The sequence below is a fragment of the Streptococcus sp. 3705 genome (assembly GCF_013277145.1).
Lineage (GTDB): Bacteria > Bacillota > Bacilli > Lactobacillales > Streptococcaceae > Streptococcus.
Map to the genome: position 1 here is coordinate 80,490 of NZ_VMMJ01000017.1, position 17,868 is coordinate 98,357.

A 17,868-nucleotide genomic window follows, 5' to 3' on the forward strand; every position below is an offset into this window, starting at 1 on the left:
AAGGCGACGTTGACGCGGTTTGAAGAGATTTTCGAAGAGTATTATTAGAAAGTATCTCAGTGATTTCCTTATCTATAAGCAAAAAACTTGAAAAAAGTGAATGTTTGCGTTATCATTTTCATATAGAAAGAAAAAGAGGTATTACAGATGGCTATTATCTTACCAGAACTTCCATATGCATACGACGCTTTGGAACCATACATCGATGCGGAAACAATGCACTTGCACCATGACAAACACCATCAAACTTATGTCAACAATGCTAATGCAGCTCTTGAAAAACACCCTGAAATTGGTGAAGAGCTTGAAGCTTTGCTTGCTGATGTAGAATCTATCCCAGCTGATATCCGTCAAGCGCTTATTAACAATGGTGGCGGACACTTGAACCACGCTCTTTTCTGGGAATTGATGACTCCTGAAAAAACAGCTCCATCAGCAGAACTTGCAGCAGCAATCGATGCAACATTTGGTTCATTTGAAGACTTCCAAGCAGCCTTCACTGCAGCAGCAACAACTCGTTTCGGTTCTGGATGGGCATGGTTGGTTGTCAACAAAGAAGGGAAGCTTGAAGTGACTTCAACAGCAAACCAAGACACACCAATCTCAGAAGGTAAAAAACCAATCTTGGGCTTGGACGTTTGGGAACATGCTTACTACGTGAAATACCGCAACGTGCGTCCTGACTACATCAAAGCTTTCTTCTCAGTGATCAACTGGAACAAAGTAGATGAATTGTACGCAGCTGCTAAATAATGATAGTTGGAGGGAAGAATTGTTCTTCTCTTTTTAAGGTTATATTATTTTGGTCTGACAAAATCGTCAGACTTTTTTCATTTTTATGAGAAACGTGCTAACTGCTAGAAATTATGGTAGAATAAAGTATTAAGTAATCGTGGAAAAGGGATATCTATGCGAAAAGAAATTGCACCTGAATTATACAACTATAACAAGTTTCCTGGTCCTGAGTTCCATTTACACGGGGACAAGGTTGAAACGGAAGGGATAGCTTTTTCCTTGGTGGAAAATATCAAGGATGCCTTTGATGTGACGGCTTTTAATCAGCGTTTTTCAGAAGTCTTAACCAAGTTTGATTATATCGTGGGAGACTGGAGCAACGAACAGCTTCGCCTACGAGGTTTTTACAAAGATGATCGAACAGAAGAAAAACTTGAAAAAATCAGTCGTTTACAAGACTACCTTTTAGAGTATTGTAGTTATGGTTGTGCCTATTTTGTCTTAGAAAATGAAGCCCCTAAGCGAGCATCATTTGACAAGAAAATGCGTAAGAAGGAAGAAGAAACACCTTCTAAAAAAGGAAAGAAACCGACTCAAACCAAACGAAAACCGAATGCAGATAAGAAAAATAGACGTCGTCAGAAGGACCAGCATTCTCAGAAAGAGGACAAGGGGCAACGTCATTTTGTCATTCGTCAGAAGTGAGTAGAGAATAAGGAGAAGAAATGAAACCGTCAATTTATAGTTTAACACGTCAAACCATGCAGGAATGGGTTTTGGAGCAGGGAGAAAAGAAATTCCGTGCAGATCAAATCTGGGAATGGCTTTACCGTAAACGTGTCCAGTCATTTGAAGAGATGACCAACCTTTCCAAGGATTTGATTGCTAAGCTTAATGATCAGTTTGTGGTCAATCCCTTGAAACAGCGTATCGTGCAAGAGTCTGCTGATGGGACCGTTAAATATCTCTTTGAATTGCCAGATGGAATGCTGATTGAGACAGTACTCATGCGTCAACACTACGGTTTATCTGTCTGTGTGACCACTCAGGTGGGCTGTAATATCGGTTGTACCTTCTGTGCCTCTGGTTTGATTAAGAAACAACGTGACCTCAATAACGGTGAAATCGTAGCGCAAATCATGCTGGTTCAGAAATACTTTGATGAGCGTGGTCAGGACGAACGCGTCAGCCATATTGTTGTCATGGGAATTGGTGAACCATTTGATAACTACAACAATGTCTTAAATTTCGTTCGTACTATCAATGATGATAAAGGAATGGCCATCGGTGCTCGTCACATCACGGTTTCAACCTCAGGTTTGGCCCATAAAATTCGTGACTTTGCTAATGAAGGGGTTCAGGTCAATCTTGCCGTTTCCCTTCATGCACCTAACAATGAACTGCGCTCAAGTATCATGAAAATTAACCGTGCCTTTCCGATTGAAAAACTCTTTGCTGCTATTGAGTATTATATCGAAACAACCAATCGTCGTGTGACTTTTGAATATATCATGCTCAATGAAGTCAATGATGGTGTAGAACAAGCCTTGGAATTGGCTGAATTGCTCAAGAATATCAAGAAATTGTCTTATGTAAACTTGATTCCTTATAACCCAGTTAGTGAGCATGACCAATATAGCCGTAGTCCTAAAGAGCGAGTCCTGGCTTTCTATGATACGCTTAAGAAAAAAGGGGTTAACTGTGTGGTTCGTCAAGAGCACGGAACAGATATTGATGCAGCTTGTGGACAATTGCGTTCCAATACAATGAAACGTGACCGCCAGAAAGCAGTCGCAACAGTCAATCCTTAATGATGAAGAAAACTTATAATCATGTTTTGGTCTGGGGAGTCATTTTCTATAGCATTTGCATTGTCTATTTTTGCTTTACTCCTCAAGAACATTCTCCCGTGGGGGCGGAAACTCCAGGTATTCAGCATCTTGGACGCCTGGTTTTTCTTTTGACTCCTTTCAATTCTCTCTGGAAACTGGGCCAAGTGAGTGACATAGGACAATTATGTTGGATTTTTCTACAAAATATCCTCAATGTCTTCTTACTTTTTCCTCTAATTTTCCAACTCCTTTATCTCCTTCCAAATTTGCGGAAAACAAAAAAGGTCCTTCTTTTTAGTTTTCTAGTGAGTCTTGGAATCGAGTGTACGCAGTTAGTCTTGGATTTTTTCTTTGATTTCAATCGCGTCTTTGAGATTGATGATTTGTGGACCAATACTTTGGGTGGCTATCTGGCTTGGCTCCTCTATAAACAATTACATAATACTCAATGAAAATCAAAGAGCAAACTAGGAAGCTAGCTGCAGGCTGTACTTGAGTACGGCAAGGTGAAGCTGACGTGGTTTGAATTTGATTTTCGAAGAGTATAAAAACAAGATAAGGAATTAAAATGAGTATTTTAGAAGTTAAAAATCTGAGTCACGGTTTTGGTGACCGTGCAATTTTTGAAGATGTGTCCTTCCGTCTCCTAAAGGGGGAACATATCGGTTTGGTTGGTGCTAATGGTGAAGGGAAATCAACCTTTATGAGTATCGTGACTGGTAAAATGTTGCCAGATGAAGGGAAGGTTGAGTGGTCCAAATATGTGACTGCTGGTTACTTGGATCAGCACTCAGTCCTTGCTGAAGGGCAGTCGGTGCGCGATGTGCTCCGTACAGCTTTTGATGAGCTTTTTAAAGCAGAAGCTCGTATCAATGACCTTTATATGGAAATGGCTGAAGACGGTGCGGATGTTGATGCTCTCATGGAAGAAGTGGGTGAACTTCAAGACCGTCTGGAGAGTCGTGATTTCTATACCTTGGATGCTAAGATTGACGAAGTAGCGCGTGCCCTTGGTGTTATGGACTTTGGCATGGATACGGATGTGACCTCTTTGTCAGGTGGGCAAAGAACCAAGGTACTTTTGGCTAAACTCCTCCTTGAAAAGCCCGATATCTTGCTTTTGGACGAGCCGACCAACTACTTGGATGCTGAGCATATTGACTGGCTCAAGCGCTATCTCCAAAACTATGAGAATGCCTTTGTTCTCATTTCACACGATATTCCATTCCTGAACGACGTTATCAATATTGTCTACCATGTGGAAAATCAACAGTTGACACGATACTCTGGTGACTACTACCAGTTCCAAGAAGTCTATGCTATGAAGAAATCTCAGCTAGAGGCTGCCTACGAACGTCAACAAAAAGAAATTGCAGACCTCAAGGACTTCGTCGCACGAAACAAAGCGCGTGTTGCAACACGAAACATGGCCATGTCTCGTCAGAAGAAATTGGATAAGATGGATATTATCGAGTTGCAAAGTGAGAAACCAAAGCCGTCCTTTGATTTCAAACCAGCTCGTACGCCAGGACGCTTTATTTTCCAAGCCAAGGATTTGCAAATTGGTTATGACCGTCCTCTCACTAAGCCTTTAAATCTTACCTTTGAACGCAATCAAAAGGTTGCTATTATTGGTGCCAATGGTATCGGTAAAACAACTCTATTGAAGTCTCTATTGGGCATTATCCCGCCAATCGCTGGGGAAGTTGAACGCGGTGACTACCTAGAACTTGGTTACTTTGAGCAGGAAGTAGAAGGAGGCAATCGCCAAACACCACTAGAGGCTGTTTGGAATGCCTTTCCAGCTCTCAACCAAGCAGAAGTTCGTGCAGCCCTTGCTCGTTGTGGTTTGACAACCAAGCATATCGAAAGCCAAATTCAGGTCTTGTCAGGTGGGGAACAAGCCAAGGTTCGTTTCTGTCTCTTGATGAATCGTGAAAACAACGTTTTAGTGCTGGACGAGCCGACCAACCATTTGGATGTGGATGCCAAAGGTGAACTCAAACGTGCTCTTAAAGAATACAAGGGATCTATTCTTATGGTCTGCCACGAACCAGACTTCTATGAAGGCTGGATGGACCAAATCTGGGATTTTAATAATCTAACTTAAAAATGAGGATAAAAGAAATACAGTACCGTATGTGGGTACTGTATTTTTAGGTTTTTAAGATTTAATACTCTTCGAAAATCAAATTCAAACCGCGTCAACGTCGCCTTGCCGTACTCAAGTACAGCCTGCGGCTAGTTTCCTAGTTTGCTCTTTGATTTTCATTGAGTTTAAAATCGTAGTCTTTCACCACTTCGATGCTGTCGATTGTGATAGCAGTCGTTGGCTTGTCTTTTTCATCTTTTTCGGCTTTGGCAATCTTATCCACAACATCCATACCGTCAATCACTTGACCAAAGACTGGGTGTTTGCCATCTAGACTAGGGTTTCCCCCTTCTTTATAGGCTTCGATGATTTTCTTTGGATACTTGCTTGTAGGGAGTTTAGCAGAGGTATCTGTAGAGTTTTGGTTGATGAAGAACTGGCTGCCATTGGTGTTTGGTTGACCAGTATTAGCCATAGAAAGAGCACCACGGATGTTATAGAGATAAGGAGTAATCTCGTTTTTGAAACCAGTTCCCTTGTCTTTAGTCTTATCCTTGTCATGCCAGATAGACTGACCACCTGTACCGTCTCCCTTTGGATCTCCAGTTTGAACCATGAAGCCATCGATGACACGGTGGAAGGTAATGCCGTTATAGTAGCCTTCTTTGGCATGAGTGAGGAAGTTTTCAACCGCTAAAGGAGCGAGTTTAGGGAAGAGTTTGATACGGATATCTCCTTGGCTTGTGTGGAGAATCACTTCAGCTTCATCTTCAGCAACTTCTTTAGATAGTTGTGGGAAATTGGCGTTTTCGTTTGTTAAAGCATCGTTTAGCTCCTTGGCAGATTGGGCTGCTGCTTTGGAGCTTTCCTCAGCGGCCAAGCTAGAATCTACATAGTCATCACCACGCAGACTGCGTTGGATGCTGCTACACCCAGCTAGGGCTACAGTGGACAGTAAAAGAAGGGTTGCTAGTTTTTTCATTCTGTTCCTCTCAAAAATTTATTTCTACCATTGTACCCTAAAAGGAAGTGGATTTCAAATATTAGTGACAAGACAATTTTAGAGAAAATCAACTAAAAAATCACTTGATTAGAGATTCTTCTTTGGATGTCGGTCGATAATTCCCTTGTATTGTTCCAGTATCTGCTCCCCCTTTGGAGTCAATTCGTAGCCACGATTGCTAATTCTTCTTCTGAAAAATGGTCATGAAGGGCTTGCTCCAGATTGGTAGCCTTCATTTTAGAAAGTCCTGTAATTCCCTTGCTTTTCAGAATATTCATTTTCATGGTAGTATTTAGATGGTCAAGTGAGTCAAAAGAAGTTTCGACAAGAGCATACCCTTTTTCTACCAGAGTTTTTAGATGTTTAGGGGTATCAATACCATAAGTGTACTCAAAGTATTTTGGGAACCAGATCTTAAGAAAGCTCGTAAAGCATCACAATTAGTAAACGTTAATTCGAAAGAAATACTATATTTTAAAAGAGCACATTTTCAAAGGATTTTTTCTTTTGGCTTCAATTCCTAATTAATCAATGAACTTAATACTAGGTCTCGAAAAGAATTATGCTTCCTCTTTCTGTCTGAGTTCAAAGAGGTCTTCTACTTTCAGATTAAAAACCTGAGCAATTTTAAGAGCCATTTCCAGCGAAGGATTGTAACGGTTATTTTCCAAGTGCAGAATTGTCTCGCGTCGCATGCCGATGAGGTCGGCTAACTCCTGCTGGGTCATGCCTGTGGACTCACGAACAGATTTGAGATTAGTAATAATCTTACTTTCTTTGGCCATGCTTATCCTCTCCGTTCCAAGATAAGATAGACAACCGCAAAGATGCAAATCAAGGTAGCTATGCTAATAAAGATCTGGCCCATGTAAAGAGTGAAAGGCCCCATATACCCAATGATAACTGCTAGGATCATCAGTGCGCCTAGTATAAAAACCAACATCAAGCTAGCTGCCTTTGCTAAATTAGCATAAAAGCGTTCGTCCGGAGTTTCCTTGACATTTTTTAAAGAGAAAAAACCAAATAGAATCACTTCAATAACGAGGCCAATTCCCAAAATCCATTCTTTAATACCAGAACTTTCGCTTGGGGTCGCAACCCAAATTCCTACTGTATAAAAAATGCTTGCTGCAAACACAAGTATCGTGTAAAGCTTAGCAGACAAGTCAAAAATAATTTTTCTCTTACCTTTCTGACTCTTATGTAGCCAGCTCGATATAGCTACAATTTGACCTGACACTGAAATACCAGTAATAACTAACTTGGGTCCCCAACTAAGATTAGAACCAAATACAACAATAAAATCAATAAAGAGAGCTACGGCAATCATTGCAATGAGGCCATGCATTTTTTGACTTTTTTTCATGATAGACTCCTTTTTTGTGTTATAAATATATAACACTTAAATTTTATGTTATAAATATATCACATTTAAATTCGGAAAGCAAGAATTTATGTGCCAAGGTGGCAATTATTTGAAAAAATTTTTTAATAAAAGCCCATGATAGTCAAACAACTAAAGAATTCTTTGAAGCAATGCATCGGATTTGGTTTGGATAGTTTCGTTAATCATATTTGATGATAAAGAATTTTTGAAAAATCTAGATACTGTATGAATATCTACTTTTTTTCTTAGACTGTTACAAAGTCTGTCAGAATAGGCGTTGTAGGTGTAGAAGTTAATTTTTACAGAACTAAATTATTCCTCTATTTAGAATCTATTCATTCATATTTTATGAATTAATTAGTAGATATCATTCTTAAAATCCTTGATATTTCGCTTGGGATTTAGGAGTCAAGCATTCAAATCACGTTCAGGTGAGATGAAGGGCTTAACTTGGTGGTTTTTATCACATTTTTCTAAAATAGTATTCACTGATAGCCTCTTTCAAACATTTATTTCCTACTTCTAACAAATTTATAAATGGTTTAAAAATTTTATAGTCTGTCAAGTTTTTTTCTTGACACCTGTCAGAAATCTGCTATAATAGAACATGTGCTAAATAGCTCAGCTATTTCACCGAAATAAAAAATAAGAAAAGAGACTTTAAAAATGGCAGTTAAAATCCGTTTGACTCGTATGGGTTCTAAGAAAAAACCTTTCTACCGTATCAACGTAGCAGATTCACGTTCACCACGTGACGGACGTTTCATCGAAACAGTTGGAACTTACAACCCACTTGTTGCTGAAAACCAAGTAACTTTGAAAGAAGACCGCGTTCTTGCATGGTTGGCTGATGGAGCTCAACCTTCAGATACAGTTCGCAACATCCTTTCAAAAGAAGGTGTATTGAAGAAATTCCACGATTCTAAATTCTCAAAATAAGTTTAAAGTAGGTTGACAGATGGATACGATTGAAAATCTCATTATTGCAATTGTGAAACCCTTGATTTCACAACCAGATGCCTTAACTATCAAGATTGAAGATACACCAGAATTTTTGGAATATCATTTGGATCTTGATCAAAGCGATGTGGGTCGTGTAATCGGTCGTAAGGGTCGCACTATTTCTGCGATAAGAACGATTGTCTACTCTGTCCCAACTGAAGACAAAAAAGTAAGAATCGTTATTGACGAAAAATAAGAAGAGCGGGACGGATGTCTCGCTTTTTTTGCAAGGATCAGGATATGAAGTATTTAACGTTTAGACAATTACAAGACTACCTACTGGAACATTACCAGCAGTCTCGGACTGAGGAAGGTCTCTTTATGAAGTTAGTGGAGGAAGTCGGAGAAGTAGCTGAGGTTTTGAATGGGCGTTCTGGTAGAAAAGAGGGCGTTCAGAATTCTAACGAGGAACTAGCAAAAGAACTGGCTGATATCATTCACTACACCGTCGCAATAGCAGCTATTAATCATATTGACCTTACCAAGACTATCTTTGAGAAAGACAAAACTGCAGCCATTAAGTACCAACATGAACGTGATTTGGAAGGATTTTTGAATGGAAAGTAGAGATGTTGTCCTCTTCCTCCAACTTGAGAAAATTCTTGGAACGTGTTAAAATAAAGGATAAGGATTTTTAATAATTCATTATATAGAATGAGTGGATTTCTCTATGAAGAGGATTGAAGTATCTACAGAAATTGGTAGTCTCTCTGTTACTTATCAAAAGCAAAAGAAAATGCTAGTTTGTTTAAGTGGTGCAGGTTTGCTACCAAGTTATGAAAATTTTTCACTTATACTTGAAAAACTTCCTCCTACAATTGGTTATTTGACAATTGATTTTCCGAACACAGGTAGGAGTCCGATTCATGACCAAGCTGGAAAAAATCTAGATAATCTTGCAGATGCGGTTTATGAAGTACTTGAAGAATTAGGGATTTCTGAATATATACTTTGTGTACATAGTTTGAGTGGAATTTTAGCTTGTAAATTGCTCAACAAACCAATTAAGTGTCAGGCTTTACTAGCAATTGAACCGACAACTAAAAACGTCATGTTTGCTGATTTTTCAGAAAATCCTTATCCAGAAATGGAAGAGCAGATGAGGCTGATTGACGAGTATGGTCCTGAACTTTATTTTAAGAACTTAACTCAAGCAACATTTAGCCCTGAAATTAATAAAGAAATCTGGAAAATAATGCAAGAAAAAGGTTCAGAGTTGGAAAATCAATATACAGGATTTCAGATATCTGGAGAGATTACTGAGGAAGATTTTGAGAATGTATTTATAGAATCTTATATCCCTGTATTTATTTTTTGTCAGCCTTATAGAGAAAAAGAGTACAGAGAATCAGAATATTGGACTTCCAATACTAAACTCATTTTAGGAGGGAATCACCATTATTTACAATGGTCCGAAGCGGAAAAAATTGCGGCTATTATTCGAGAATTGTCAGAATAAGATGGAAAGAAGGAGAGTACAGGAGACAAGATGAACTACTTTAATGTTGGGAAAATCGTCAATACGCAGGGATTGCAGGGTGAGATGCGAGTCTTGTCTGTGACGGATTTTGCAGAAGAACGGTTTAAAAAAGGGGCTGAGCTGGCTTTGTTTGATGAAAAAGATCAGTTTGTTCAAACAGTGACCATCGCTAGCCACCGTAAACAGAAGAACTTTGACATTATTAAATTCAAAGATATGTACCATATCAACGCTATCGAAAAGTATAAGGGATACAGTCTCAAGGTTGCTGAGGAAGATTTAAATGACCTAGACGATGGTGAATTTTATTATCACCAGATTATCGGTTTGGAAGTCTATGAGGGAGAGAACCTGATTGGAACCATCAAGGAAATCCTGCAACCAGGTGCCAACGATGTCTGGGTGGTCAAGCGGAAAGGCAAGCGTGATTTATTATTGCCTTATATCCCACCAGTGGTTCTCAATGTTGATATTCCAAATAACCGCGTCGATGTGGAAATCTTAGAAGGGTTAGACGATGAAGATTGATATTTTAACCCTTTTTCCAGAGATGTTTTCTCCGCTAGAGCACTCAATCGTTGGAAAGGCTCGAGAAAAGGGGCTCTTGGATATCCAGTATCATAATTTTCGAGAAAATGCTGAAAAGGCCCGCCATGTCGACGATGAGCCCTACGGAGGCGGTCAGGGGATGTTACTTCGAGCCCAACCCATTTTCGATGCCTTTGATGCTATTGAAAAGAAAAATCCGCGCGTCATTCTCCTCGATCCTGCTGGAAAGCAGTTTGATCAAGCTTATGCCGAGGATTTGTCTCAAGAGGAAGAGCTAATCTTTATCTGTGGGCACTACGAGGGTTATGATGAGCGCATTAAGACCTTGGTGACAGATGAGATCTCCCTGGGCGACTATGTCTTGACTGGTGGAGAGTTAGCGGCTATGACCATGATTGATGCTACGGTACGCCTGATTCCAGAAGTGATTGGTAAGGAGTCTAGCCACCAAGATGATAGTTTTTCTTCTGGGCTTCTCGAGTATCCTCAGTACACACGTCCCTATGATTATCGAGGGATGGTTGTGCCAGATGTACTGATGAGTGGACACCATGAGAAGATTCGTCAGTGGCGATTGTATGAGAGTTTAAAGAAAACCTATGAACGCAGACCGGATTTGCTTGAACATTATCAACTGACAGTAGAAGAAGAAAAAATGCTGGCAGAAATCAAAGAAAACAAAGAATAAAGGAGAAACCTATGCAAGTAATCAAACGTGATGGAGAAATTGCTGAATTTAATCCAGATAAGATTTACCAAGCTATCTTAAAGGCAGCTCAGACTGTCTATGTATTAACAGATGATTTGCGTCAAAACCTTGCACAAGTCACTAAAAAAGTGGTTTTGGATTTGGAAGAAGCCAAGGTGGAACGTGCTACTATTAGCATGATTCAGTCTTTGGTTGAGCATCGTTTATTGGGTGCAGGTTACATTACCATTGCTGAACACTACATTTCCTATCGTTTACAACGTGACTTGGAAAGAAGTGGTTATGGAGATCATATCGCCGTTCATTTACATTTTGAACAAGTTCGCTAAGAAAAAAGAGTGGGATGAAGCAACTACATCTCACTCTTTCTTAAATCTATTTTTTTGGGCTGTCTGGACAGTTGAAGGGACAAATCGCAGGCGTTGAATATCGCTTATGCGGATAATACGGGTCACATTTTTGGCAAAATTTTTCACGATAATTTGCTGGCGCTGCTGATCGTATTTGATGATGTCACCTGTAAAGCTTGTCTCAGACAAGATAAGGTGAACAGCGGTTTGTTTCTGGATAGCCTCTTCAATAGTAGCTGTAAGGGAGTTGCTTTCAGTCTGGTCTGACTCTTCATGTCCATTTAAAAAATCATGTATTTTACCTAGAACTTGCTGGAATTTATGTCTCATATTGGCCTCCCTTCTTTTATATCAATATTATATAAAATTTTCCTAAAATCTACAAGATTTTACGAATAATCAAATGAAAGCTAAAAAAGGAGAAGAAAATGGCAGAATTTACATTTGAAATCGAAGAGCACTTGTTGACTCTTTCTGAAAACGAAAAAGGTTGGACCAAGGAAATCAACCGTGTGAGCTTTAATGGTGCTCCTGCAAAGTTTGATATTCGTGCTTGGAGTCCAGATCATACTAAAATGGGCAAAGGGATTACTCTCTCCAATGAAGAATTTCAAACAATGGTGGATGCCTTTAAAGGCAATTAAGTTTTCAAAATGAAAGAAAAAGATATTGAGTCATGACAACTCGATATCTTTTTTAGTTAGCAAAGTAAGCCTGATTTTTAAGGCGTTGAAGTAGGGGACGACTAATAAAACTAATAGCCAGAAGTTTACCAAGGTCTGGAATGATAAAGGGAATGACCCCCACAACAAGAGCTTTTTCAAATGCCATTCCAGCAAGAAAATGTAAGCTGAGAATCCCGCCGACAAAGACAAGGGCATCACCCAAGAGGTTTGCAAGAAAAATCTTGACAACACCACTCTTGCTGTTGGTTAGAGAGGAAGTAAGTCCAGAGTAAACGAGATAAAACCAAAGATAGCCTGCAGTAGGGCCAACTAAAGCCTGAAAACCAGCTCCACCTCCTGCAAAGACAGGAAGACCGATAGCACCTAGAAGAAGATAGAGTCCAACAGAAAGTACAGCCTCTCTCGGTCTAAAGACAGTAGCAATCAAGCCGATTGCAAAGTTTTGCAGAGTGAAGGGGACGGGTCCAATTGGAAGACTGATTTGTGCTAAAACAGCAATAAGAGCAGCCCCAATAGCAGGGATAGCATAAACGTGAGCTTTTTTCAAAATAGTTAACCTCTTTTCTGATGTATAGTAACTATTATACTCATAGAGGAATCATTGTCAACCAATTTTTATAACAAAGGTAACAAACACTGTAACAGCCGATTTGATTCACAAGAGAAGTTGGATAATTGTTTTTTATCGATTTGTAAATCGCCTTTATAGATAATCCCATTTTATCAATAAAAAATATACTATAAATACTTGACAAACTAAAATATTAGTATTAAATTAATATTGTAAACACTTACAAATAAATGTGTTCAATTTTAAAATAGAGAATTATTACTGAGTTTTTGTCAAATATTATAATTCAAGGAGAAGTAAAATACCAAAAATTTACTAAGAAGAAGTTCATTTTGCTGGCTACAAGTTTTTTCAGTTTTGGATTTGCTATTACAGCTAGTGTTGGTAGTGTAACTACAGCAATCCCAGTTCTATATCCGATTATTGATTTATGGAAGTATGGTGTAAGTGATAGCTATGGTTATTCGAATTCTTTGTTAGTTCTTCAAATAATATTAGTTCAGAGTCTTCAGTAACGAATATTTTGGGAACGTTAAAGTTCACGATAAAAAAGATTATAGATGGACATTTTCAAGCAAAAAATTTGAAATGATGTTCGATTAAATGCACATTGGAATTATTATAGATTTTAAAAAATAATTTATGAAAACAAGAGACCTAATTATAAAATAGAGTCTTTTGTCATATGGTAATTGCTTATGAAATTAAAATTATGTATCATTGGATTCTTCTTTTGTTTGATTGCTACAATTGGTCTGGTCACTATTAGTGATACCGAAATCCCCATACCTTTACCAATTGATGGTGCTTTTTCTATCCAAGGAAAAAGTAATCTTTCTAATAACGAAATATACGAAATGGTTCGTGACTTATCAAAAACGGAAAAGGTTACCATTTACAAGCCAATCGTTCAGAGTTCGGGTCAGTTGAAGTATGTAAATTTTGATGATGTAAATAATGAACAATTAAAGTCAGCACCAATAGTAGGGATGTATTACACACTTGGGAAAATGGATGTAGACAGTTTGAAACCACTTACGATGACTGGACTACAAACAGTATATATGGCTTATCCTTGGTATATAGGAGGAATATTACAATTTACTGGAACTTTAAGAATACTGTTAATGGGTTCAATTTACTTAACTTTATTAGTTGTTTTATTTGTTGTTAGGACAAGGCAGATCAAAGAAGGAGTGATACGACGTTCTTTGGGCTTGCCTGTATACGACCTTAGAAGAGAGTATGTCATTTCTATTATTTTTGAACTGATTATGATGGCTTTATTGATGATTTCTTACAGCTCTTTTTTGGGTAATGGTTTCTTCACCTATAGTTCTAAGTTATTTTTCTCTCTGCTTTTAACGAATTTTATACTATTTCAAATCATTGATTTTATTACTTTTGTTTTATTTTGGTTGACGATTCAGATTGAAAAGCCCATTGAAATTATCAAAAACAAGGCGAAAAATAAACTTATTTTTGTCGTATGGCTTGTCATCATTTCGATTATCATCCTTGTCTCAGGAATTTTTTTACAAGAAACAAAGAGTAGTCAATCTAGTATTAACATACAAATACAGAATTTAGTACCATGGGACACAGTAAAAGATTGGAGAAGGATTGAATTCCTTGGAATTGAAAGTAACTCTGCTAAAAATGGAGAAGTTAGTGATTCAGATGGTCAGTATCTACAGATAGTTGCTGCCTTAAAAAACTTAGATTTTTTATATATAGAACGATCTTCGGCATATGTTCCAGATTTCATGAAAACTTCGCATGTTATAGAAAATTTTTCTAAACAATTAGAAAATGACGGGATAACGAATTCAGAAATAAATAAAGAGTTGATTTATATTAATCAAACAGGTGCTAACCTACAAAATAAAGTGAATGGAACAAACTATCATCTTTTAGATAATAAAATAGCAACCATCTATATTCCTGAGAAGTGGAAAGAAAACCAGAAATCTATTGAGAATACAGTTGTAGCAGAACAATTTATTGGAACAAACTATACAAAAGAACAGCTTGCAGTACAAATAATTCCTGATGGGGAAAAAATTTTTTATTTTAATGAGGATGCTGATATCGATCATAAAAATAAAGATATTTTACCAATGGCAAGTGTAGCAGATAGCAAAGATAACATTGTTGTTGTGTTAGATACAGACAAAATGATGGAAAATAATAAGTTTTCTTTGGCTAGTAACATACTATATAAATCTCTTTTTAGTCCTGAAGCGGTAAAAAAAATAAATGAGATGACTATCCCGTTGAATTTCTCAATGAATCCAGTAGATGTTTACCAAATTGTGAAATTAAAGATTCAATCCTTAGAGCACCAAATTTTACTTTCACAAATCTTGCAGAAGATAATTTACAGTATTGTCTTTATACTCATTTATCAATATGTCCAACTTTTTATTACTCTAAAACAGAATGAATATGTGAAAAAAATCATTTTGGGTCTGTCAAAAACATATATAGCAATTTCAAGTCTCAAATATTTTATGATGACTATTACAATGGTTATTCTATTTACATTTCTTATGACAGGGCAAATAGAGTTGCTATATATTGGAGCGGCTTCTCTGCTAGTTTTGATGTTGTCAATCATAATGAGTTTTAGAAAATTATCTGAAAGCTACACTAAAATTTTAAAAGGAGATGAATCATGACAATTGACCTTTTGAACGTTTCAAAAACTTTCGGCTCAAAGAAGATCTTTACAGACTTAAATTTAATATTTGAATCTGGAAAAAGCTATGCATTGATTGGAGGTTCTGGCTCCGGTAAAAGTACCCTTCTTAATATTATAGGAAGATTAGAAAAAATTGACAGTGGGAATGTTTTAGTTGATAAACAAGATATTTGGAAGATAAAAGAAAGAACTTTTTTTAAAAATACTGTTGGATATGTATTTCAGAATTATTCTTTAATAGATAACAAAACAGTATATGATAATCTGAGCCTTATCACTAAAGACAAAAAAACAATAACTGACGTACTTGAAAAAGTAGGACTGTCAAGTGACTATTTACATCAAAAAATATACGAATTGTCTGGTGGGCAGGCTCAACGTGTAGCTATTGCCAGAATGTTAATGAAACCACGTAAAATTATTTTAGCAGATGAGCCCACAGGAGCTTTAGATGGTGAGATTGGAAAAGAAATCATTCGTTTGTTATTAAATGAAAAAGATGAAGACAAATATGTTATAATAGCGACGCATGATCCAGCTGTCTATAACGAAGTTGATGTGATAATTGACATGAAAGATATAGGGTATAATGTATGAAAAAGATAATTTATATTGCTTTGATCTTTGTAGCTGGGTTACTTGCCTTCTTCTTTTTTGGAAAACAAATGATTACAAAAGAAAATATCAATAAGCCAACGGTAGAGTTAACAGTCTATACGCTTTCTTCTAGTGATACAGAAAAATGGAATAAAGTGAGACAAGTAGAAACGGAAGAGGCTATATACTTCATAACTGTGAAAGAAGCAGAGTCTTCTGAAGAAGTATTTTCAAACATCATTGCAAATGGAGCTGCTACGGGGTTCGGAGTTCGTGAAGAAGAAGTGAAGAAATTCAATAATGATTTAGGAGACACTATAGAGGACTCTAAGCATAATAAACTAATTGAAATAGAGTTTTTTACTTTTTCTGATGCTGACGAGGGATTTGTAGTAGCAAACTTTGACTACGGTAAAGAAGAGTTGAATTCTCAGAAAAAAGATATAAAAGAGTTATATAAAAAAATATATGAATCTTTTAAAGAAAAGAATAAATGATTGTATTATAATCCTTGTATTTTGCTATGGTTTGTTAATTGATTTTTGCATATCTTATTTCAACATACTATAAAATAAAACATAAGAAAACGAGTATCTCCAACTACGGAAATACTCGCTTTTTGATATTTAGAAGTGTTTTTTGCTTTGCTTCTTTTATTTTGATTAACGCATGGTTACAAATTCTTCGGATGCAGTTGGGTGAATCGCCACAGTTGCATCAAAGTCAGCCTTGGTTGCTCCCATTTTGATAGCAACGGCAAATCCCTGAATCATTTCATCAACGCCGTAGCCAATTCCATGAAGTCCAACAACTTTTTCTTCTGAACCAGCTGTGATCAATTTGAAACGTGTTTCTTGACGGTTGCCAGTGCAAGCAGAGTACATAGAAGTAAAGCTTGATTTGTAAACCTTGATTTGGTCTTGGCCGTATTCTTTAATAGCTTGCTCTTCTGTCAAGCCGACAGTTCCGATAGCAGGGTGTGAAAAGACAACAGTTGGAATAGTTGTGTAGTCCATTTTTGCAGTAGTTTTTCCGTTAAAGAGACGTTCAGATAGGGTACGTCCAGCCTTGATAGCAACTGGAGTCAGTTCTTTTTCACCTGTTACATCACCTAGAGCATAGATTCCCTCAACAACAGTATTTTGGTATTCATCCACTTGGATAAAGCCACGCTCATTCAGAGTCACTCCAGCTTTTTCAAGTTGCAAGCCCTTAACGTTTGGACGGCGACCCGTAGCCCAGATAACTTGGCTAGCTGTGTGACTAGTACCATCTTCGAAATGAATAGTAATGCCTTCAGCAGTTTTTTCTAACTTGGCAGGGACTTTGTGAGTATGAAGTGGCAAGTTTGTTCTTTCCATTTCCTTGACCAAACCTTCAACGATATAAGAATCAAAACCACGTAAAGGACGATCGCGGCGAACAAAGAGGTCTGTCTTGACACCAAAGGTGTGAAGTACGCCAGCCAATTCAACGGCGATATAACCAGCGCCTAGAATAGCAACTGACTCTGGCAATTCTTCCCAGGCAAATACATCATCAGAAGAGCCGCCTAGCTCAGCACCAGGAATATTTGGAATACTTGGATGGGCACCTGTAGCAATCACGATATGTTTAGCACGAATCAGTTCACCATTTACGCTAACAGTATGAGAATCTACAAATTCAGCATGACCTTCAATCAAGTCTACACCGTTGCGTTTAAAACTGCCATCATAAGAAGAACGAGCGCGATCAATGTAGGCTTCACGATTACGACGTAGGGTTGCAAAGTCAAAGTTAAGATCAGTAGTCTTAAAGCCGTAGTCTTCTCCAAATTGATGGAAAGTCTCAGCGATTTGCGCCCCGTACCACATAATTTTTTTAGGAACACAGCCGACATTGACACAGGTTCCACCTAATTTCTTTTCCTCAATAACGGCCGCTTTGGCTCCGTGTTCACCAGCACGGTTCATGGTGGCAATTCCTCCGCTACCTCCACCGATAGCAATGATATCGTATTCTCTCATTGAAAACTCCTTCGTACTCTTTTAAATAATAGAGTGTCATTTTTTGATAGTCATATTCTATCTTTTTTTTGATTTGATTGCAAAAATCTGCTACGCACAAAAAATTGCAAAAAAGCTTGCCAAATAAGTTGAAATAATGTATTATATAACTAGTACAATAGA

Annotated in this window: 22 protein-coding genes; 16 read left to right on the forward strand and 6 right to left on the reverse strand. The window is 37.6% G+C overall.

All coding sequences use genetic code 11. The annotated features are described in order from the left end of the window. The first annotated feature begins 147 nt into the window (after positions 1-147). The 5 genes from sodA (at position 148) to HT714_RS05980 (ending at position 4,677) form a co-directional block, all read left to right on the forward strand. The gene (gene sodA / locus HT714_RS05960) at positions 148-753 is read left to right on the forward strand and encodes a superoxide dismutase SodA (protein ID WP_173226665.1); all 606 of its coding nucleotides are present in this window, start codon (positions 148-150) and stop codon (positions 751-753) included. 156 nt (positions 754-909) lie between these two features. After that, positions 910-1,440 (forward strand): YutD family protein, encoded by a 531-nt coding sequence (locus HT714_RS05965; RefSeq protein WP_033677505.1) that lies wholly within the window; start codon positions 910-912, stop codon positions 1,438-1,440. 20 nt (positions 1,441-1,460) lie between these two features. Continuing rightward, positions 1,461-2,546, forward strand: a complete 1,086-nt coding sequence (rlmN, locus tag HT714_RS05970; RefSeq protein WP_125411228.1) for a 23S rRNA (adenine(2503)-C(2))-methyltransferase RlmN — start codon at positions 1,461-1,463, stop codon at positions 2,544-2,546. Continuing rightward, complete coding sequence (locus HT714_RS05975) at positions 2,546-3,019, forward strand: VanZ family protein (RefSeq protein ID WP_173226663.1); 474 nt, start codon at positions 2,546-2,548, stop codon at positions 3,017-3,019. Before rlmN ends, HT714_RS05975 begins: the two co-directional genes overlap by 1 nt. A 116-nt stretch (positions 3,020-3,135) precedes the next feature. Continuing rightward, complete coding sequence (locus HT714_RS05980; protein ID WP_173226661.1) at positions 3,136-4,677, forward strand: ABC-F family ATP-binding cassette domain-containing protein; 1,542 nt, start codon at positions 3,136-3,138, stop codon at positions 4,675-4,677. A 139-nt stretch (positions 4,678-4,816) separates the two neighbouring features. Here HT714_RS05980 and HT714_RS05985 read toward each other — a convergent pair whose 3' ends face one another. The 3 genes from HT714_RS05985 to HT714_RS05995 form a co-directional block, all read right to left on the reverse strand. Further along, the gene (locus HT714_RS05985) at positions 4,817-5,641 is read right to left on the reverse strand and encodes a peptidylprolyl isomerase (protein ID WP_049521260.1); all 825 of its coding nucleotides are present in this window, start codon (positions 5,639-5,641) and stop codon (positions 4,817-4,819) included. 581 nt (positions 5,642-6,222) lie between these two features. Then, on the reverse strand, positions 6,223-6,447 hold the full coding sequence (locus HT714_RS05990; RefSeq protein ID WP_001041097.1) for a helix-turn-helix transcriptional regulator: 225 nt from the start codon (positions 6,445-6,447) through the stop codon (positions 6,223-6,225). Positions 6,448-6,449: 2 nt separating this feature from the next. Beyond that, positions 6,450-7,028 carry a DUF3796 domain-containing protein gene (locus HT714_RS05995; RefSeq protein ID WP_173226658.1) on the reverse strand — a complete coding sequence of 193 codons (579 nt, stop codon included), beginning with the start codon at positions 7,026-7,028 and terminating at the stop codon, positions 6,450-6,452. Positions 7,029-7,715: 687 nt separating this feature from the next. On the opposite strand from HT714_RS05995, the gene rpsP reads away from it, so the two are divergent. The 7 genes from rpsP (at position 7,716) to HT714_RS06030 (ending at position 11,118) form a co-directional block, all read left to right on the forward strand. Further along, a complete protein-coding gene (gene rpsP / locus HT714_RS06000; protein ID WP_000268760.1) occupies positions 7,716-7,988 on the forward strand; it encodes a 30S ribosomal protein S16 in 273 nt (90 codons plus the stop codon). A 19-nt stretch (positions 7,989-8,007) separates the two neighbouring features. After that, the gene (gene kphA / locus HT714_RS06005; protein WP_000379617.1) at positions 8,008-8,247 is read left to right on the forward strand and encodes an RNA-binding protein KphA; all 240 of its coding nucleotides are present in this window, start codon (positions 8,008-8,010) and stop codon (positions 8,245-8,247) included. 44 nt (positions 8,248-8,291) lie between these two features. Continuing rightward, a complete protein-coding gene (locus HT714_RS06010; RefSeq protein WP_173251641.1) occupies positions 8,292-8,618 on the forward strand; it encodes a MazG nucleotide pyrophosphohydrolase domain-containing protein in 327 nt (108 codons plus the stop codon). 103 nt (positions 8,619-8,721) lie between these two features. Beyond that, the gene (locus HT714_RS06015; protein WP_173251643.1) at positions 8,722-9,510 is read left to right on the forward strand and encodes an alpha/beta hydrolase; all 789 of its coding nucleotides are present in this window, start codon (positions 8,722-8,724) and stop codon (positions 9,508-9,510) included. A 30-nt stretch (positions 9,511-9,540) separates the two neighbouring features. Next, a complete protein-coding gene (gene rimM / locus HT714_RS06020) occupies positions 9,541-10,059 on the forward strand; it encodes a ribosome maturation factor RimM (protein WP_173251645.1) in 519 nt (172 codons plus the stop codon). Next, positions 10,049-10,768, forward strand: a complete 720-nt coding sequence (gene trmD, locus HT714_RS06025) for a tRNA (guanosine(37)-N1)-methyltransferase TrmD (RefSeq protein ID WP_173251647.1) — start codon at positions 10,049-10,051, stop codon at positions 10,766-10,768. The genes rimM and trmD overlap by 11 nt, the downstream gene beginning before the upstream one ends. An 11-nt stretch (positions 10,769-10,779) precedes the next feature. Beyond that, positions 10,780-11,118 (forward strand): ATP cone domain-containing protein, encoded by a 339-nt coding sequence (locus HT714_RS06030; RefSeq protein WP_001196039.1) that lies wholly within the window; start codon positions 10,780-10,782, stop codon positions 11,116-11,118. A 30-nt stretch (positions 11,119-11,148) separates the two neighbouring features. Here HT714_RS06030 and HT714_RS06035 read toward each other — a convergent pair whose 3' ends face one another. Continuing rightward, positions 11,149-11,469 carry a hypothetical protein gene (locus HT714_RS06035; protein WP_173226652.1) on the reverse strand — a complete coding sequence of 107 codons (321 nt, stop codon included), beginning with the start codon at positions 11,467-11,469 and terminating at the stop codon, positions 11,149-11,151. A gap of 98 nt (positions 11,470-11,567) precedes the next feature. Here HT714_RS06035 and HT714_RS06040 point away from each other — a divergent pair, with 98 nt between their 5' ends. Beyond that, positions 11,568-11,783, forward strand: coding sequence for a YdbC family protein (locus HT714_RS06040; RefSeq protein WP_000807422.1), 216 nt, complete (start codon positions 11,568-11,570; stop codon positions 11,781-11,783). A 52-nt stretch (positions 11,784-11,835) separates the two neighbouring features. On the opposite strand, the gene HT714_RS06045 is transcribed toward HT714_RS06040, so the two are convergent. Further along, positions 11,836-12,372, reverse strand: coding sequence for a biotin transporter BioY (locus HT714_RS06045; RefSeq protein ID WP_173226650.1), 537 nt, complete (start codon positions 12,370-12,372; stop codon positions 11,836-11,838). Between the two features lie 722 nt (positions 12,373-13,094). Here HT714_RS06045 and HT714_RS06050 point away from each other — a divergent pair. Genes HT714_RS06050 through HT714_RS06060 form a run of 3 tightly spaced genes read left to right on the forward strand, consistent with a single transcriptional unit; the run spans position 13,095 to position 16,194 of the window. Continuing rightward, entirely contained in the window at positions 13,095-15,077 is a 1,983-nt protein-coding gene (locus HT714_RS06050; RefSeq protein ID WP_173226648.1) for an ABC transporter permease, read from the forward strand. After that, positions 15,074-15,697, forward strand: coding sequence for an ATP-binding cassette domain-containing protein (locus tag HT714_RS06055; protein ID WP_173226646.1), 624 nt, complete (start codon positions 15,074-15,076; stop codon positions 15,695-15,697). Before HT714_RS06050 ends, HT714_RS06055 begins: the two co-directional genes overlap by 4 nt. Continuing rightward, a complete protein-coding gene (locus HT714_RS06060; RefSeq protein WP_119947105.1) occupies positions 15,694-16,194 on the forward strand; it encodes a hypothetical protein in 501 nt (166 codons plus the stop codon). The genes HT714_RS06055 and HT714_RS06060 overlap by 4 nt, the downstream gene beginning before the upstream one ends. 165 nt (positions 16,195-16,359) lie before the next feature. On the opposite strand, the gene gor is transcribed toward HT714_RS06060, so the two are convergent. Next, the gene (gene gor, locus HT714_RS06065; protein WP_050142767.1) at positions 16,360-17,706 is read right to left on the reverse strand and encodes a glutathione-disulfide reductase; all 1,347 of its coding nucleotides are present in this window, start codon (positions 17,704-17,706) and stop codon (positions 16,360-16,362) included. Positions 17,707-17,868 lie beyond the last annotated feature (162 nt).

What these genes read in the sequence shown, in the direction of transcription:
- sodA (WP_173226665.1), top strand. Translation starts at nt 148, where the DNA reads ATGGCTATTATCTTACCAGAACTTCCATATGCATACGACGCTTTGGAA.
- HT714_RS05965 (WP_033677505.1), top strand. Translation starts at nt 910, where the DNA reads ATGCGAAAAGAAATTGCACCTGAATTATACAACTATAACAAGTTTCCT.
- rlmN (WP_125411228.1), top strand. Translation starts at nt 1,461, where the DNA reads ATGAAACCGTCAATTTATAGTTTAACACGTCAAACCATGCAGGAATGG.
- HT714_RS05975 (WP_173226663.1), top strand. Translation starts at nt 2,546, where the DNA reads ATGATGAAGAAAACTTATAATCATGTTTTGGTCTGGGGAGTCATTTTC.
- HT714_RS05980 (WP_173226661.1), top strand. Translation starts at nt 3,136, where the DNA reads ATGAGTATTTTAGAAGTTAAAAATCTGAGTCACGGTTTTGGTGACCGT.
- HT714_RS05985 (WP_049521260.1), bottom strand. Translation starts at nt 5,641, where the DNA reads ATGAAAAAACTAGCAACCCTTCTTTTACTGTCCACTGTAGCCCTAGCT.
- HT714_RS05990 (WP_001041097.1), bottom strand. Translation starts at nt 6,447, where the DNA reads ATGGCCAAAGAAAGTAAGATTATTACTAATCTCAAATCTGTTCGTGAG.
- HT714_RS05995 (WP_173226658.1), bottom strand. Translation starts at nt 7,028, where the DNA reads ATGAAAAAAAGTCAAAAAATGCATGGCCTCATTGCAATGATTGCCGTA.
- rpsP (WP_000268760.1), top strand. Translation starts at nt 7,716, where the DNA reads ATGGCAGTTAAAATCCGTTTGACTCGTATGGGTTCTAAGAAAAAACCT.
- kphA (WP_000379617.1), top strand. Translation starts at nt 8,008, where the DNA reads ATGGATACGATTGAAAATCTCATTATTGCAATTGTGAAACCCTTGATT.
- HT714_RS06010 (WP_173251641.1), top strand. Translation starts at nt 8,292, where the DNA reads ATGAAGTATTTAACGTTTAGACAATTACAAGACTACCTACTGGAACAT.
- HT714_RS06015 (WP_173251643.1), top strand. Translation starts at nt 8,722, where the DNA reads ATGAAGAGGATTGAAGTATCTACAGAAATTGGTAGTCTCTCTGTTACT.
- rimM (WP_173251645.1), top strand. Translation starts at nt 9,541, where the DNA reads ATGAACTACTTTAATGTTGGGAAAATCGTCAATACGCAGGGATTGCAG.
- trmD (WP_173251647.1), top strand. Translation starts at nt 10,049, where the DNA reads ATGAAGATTGATATTTTAACCCTTTTTCCAGAGATGTTTTCTCCGCTA.
- HT714_RS06030 (WP_001196039.1), top strand. Translation starts at nt 10,780, where the DNA reads ATGCAAGTAATCAAACGTGATGGAGAAATTGCTGAATTTAATCCAGAT.
- HT714_RS06035 (WP_173226652.1), bottom strand. Translation starts at nt 11,469, where the DNA reads ATGAGACATAAATTCCAGCAAGTTCTAGGTAAAATACATGATTTTTTA.
- HT714_RS06040 (WP_000807422.1), top strand. Translation starts at nt 11,568, where the DNA reads ATGGCAGAATTTACATTTGAAATCGAAGAGCACTTGTTGACTCTTTCT.
- HT714_RS06050 (WP_173226648.1), top strand. Translation starts at nt 13,095, where the DNA reads ATGAAATTAAAATTATGTATCATTGGATTCTTCTTTTGTTTGATTGCT.
- HT714_RS06055 (WP_173226646.1), top strand. Translation starts at nt 15,074, where the DNA reads ATGACAATTGACCTTTTGAACGTTTCAAAAACTTTCGGCTCAAAGAAG.
- HT714_RS06060 (WP_119947105.1), top strand. Translation starts at nt 15,694, where the DNA reads ATGAAAAAGATAATTTATATTGCTTTGATCTTTGTAGCTGGGTTACTT.
- gor (WP_050142767.1), bottom strand. Translation starts at nt 17,706, where the DNA reads ATGAGAGAATACGATATCATTGCTATCGGTGGAGGTAGCGGAGGAATT.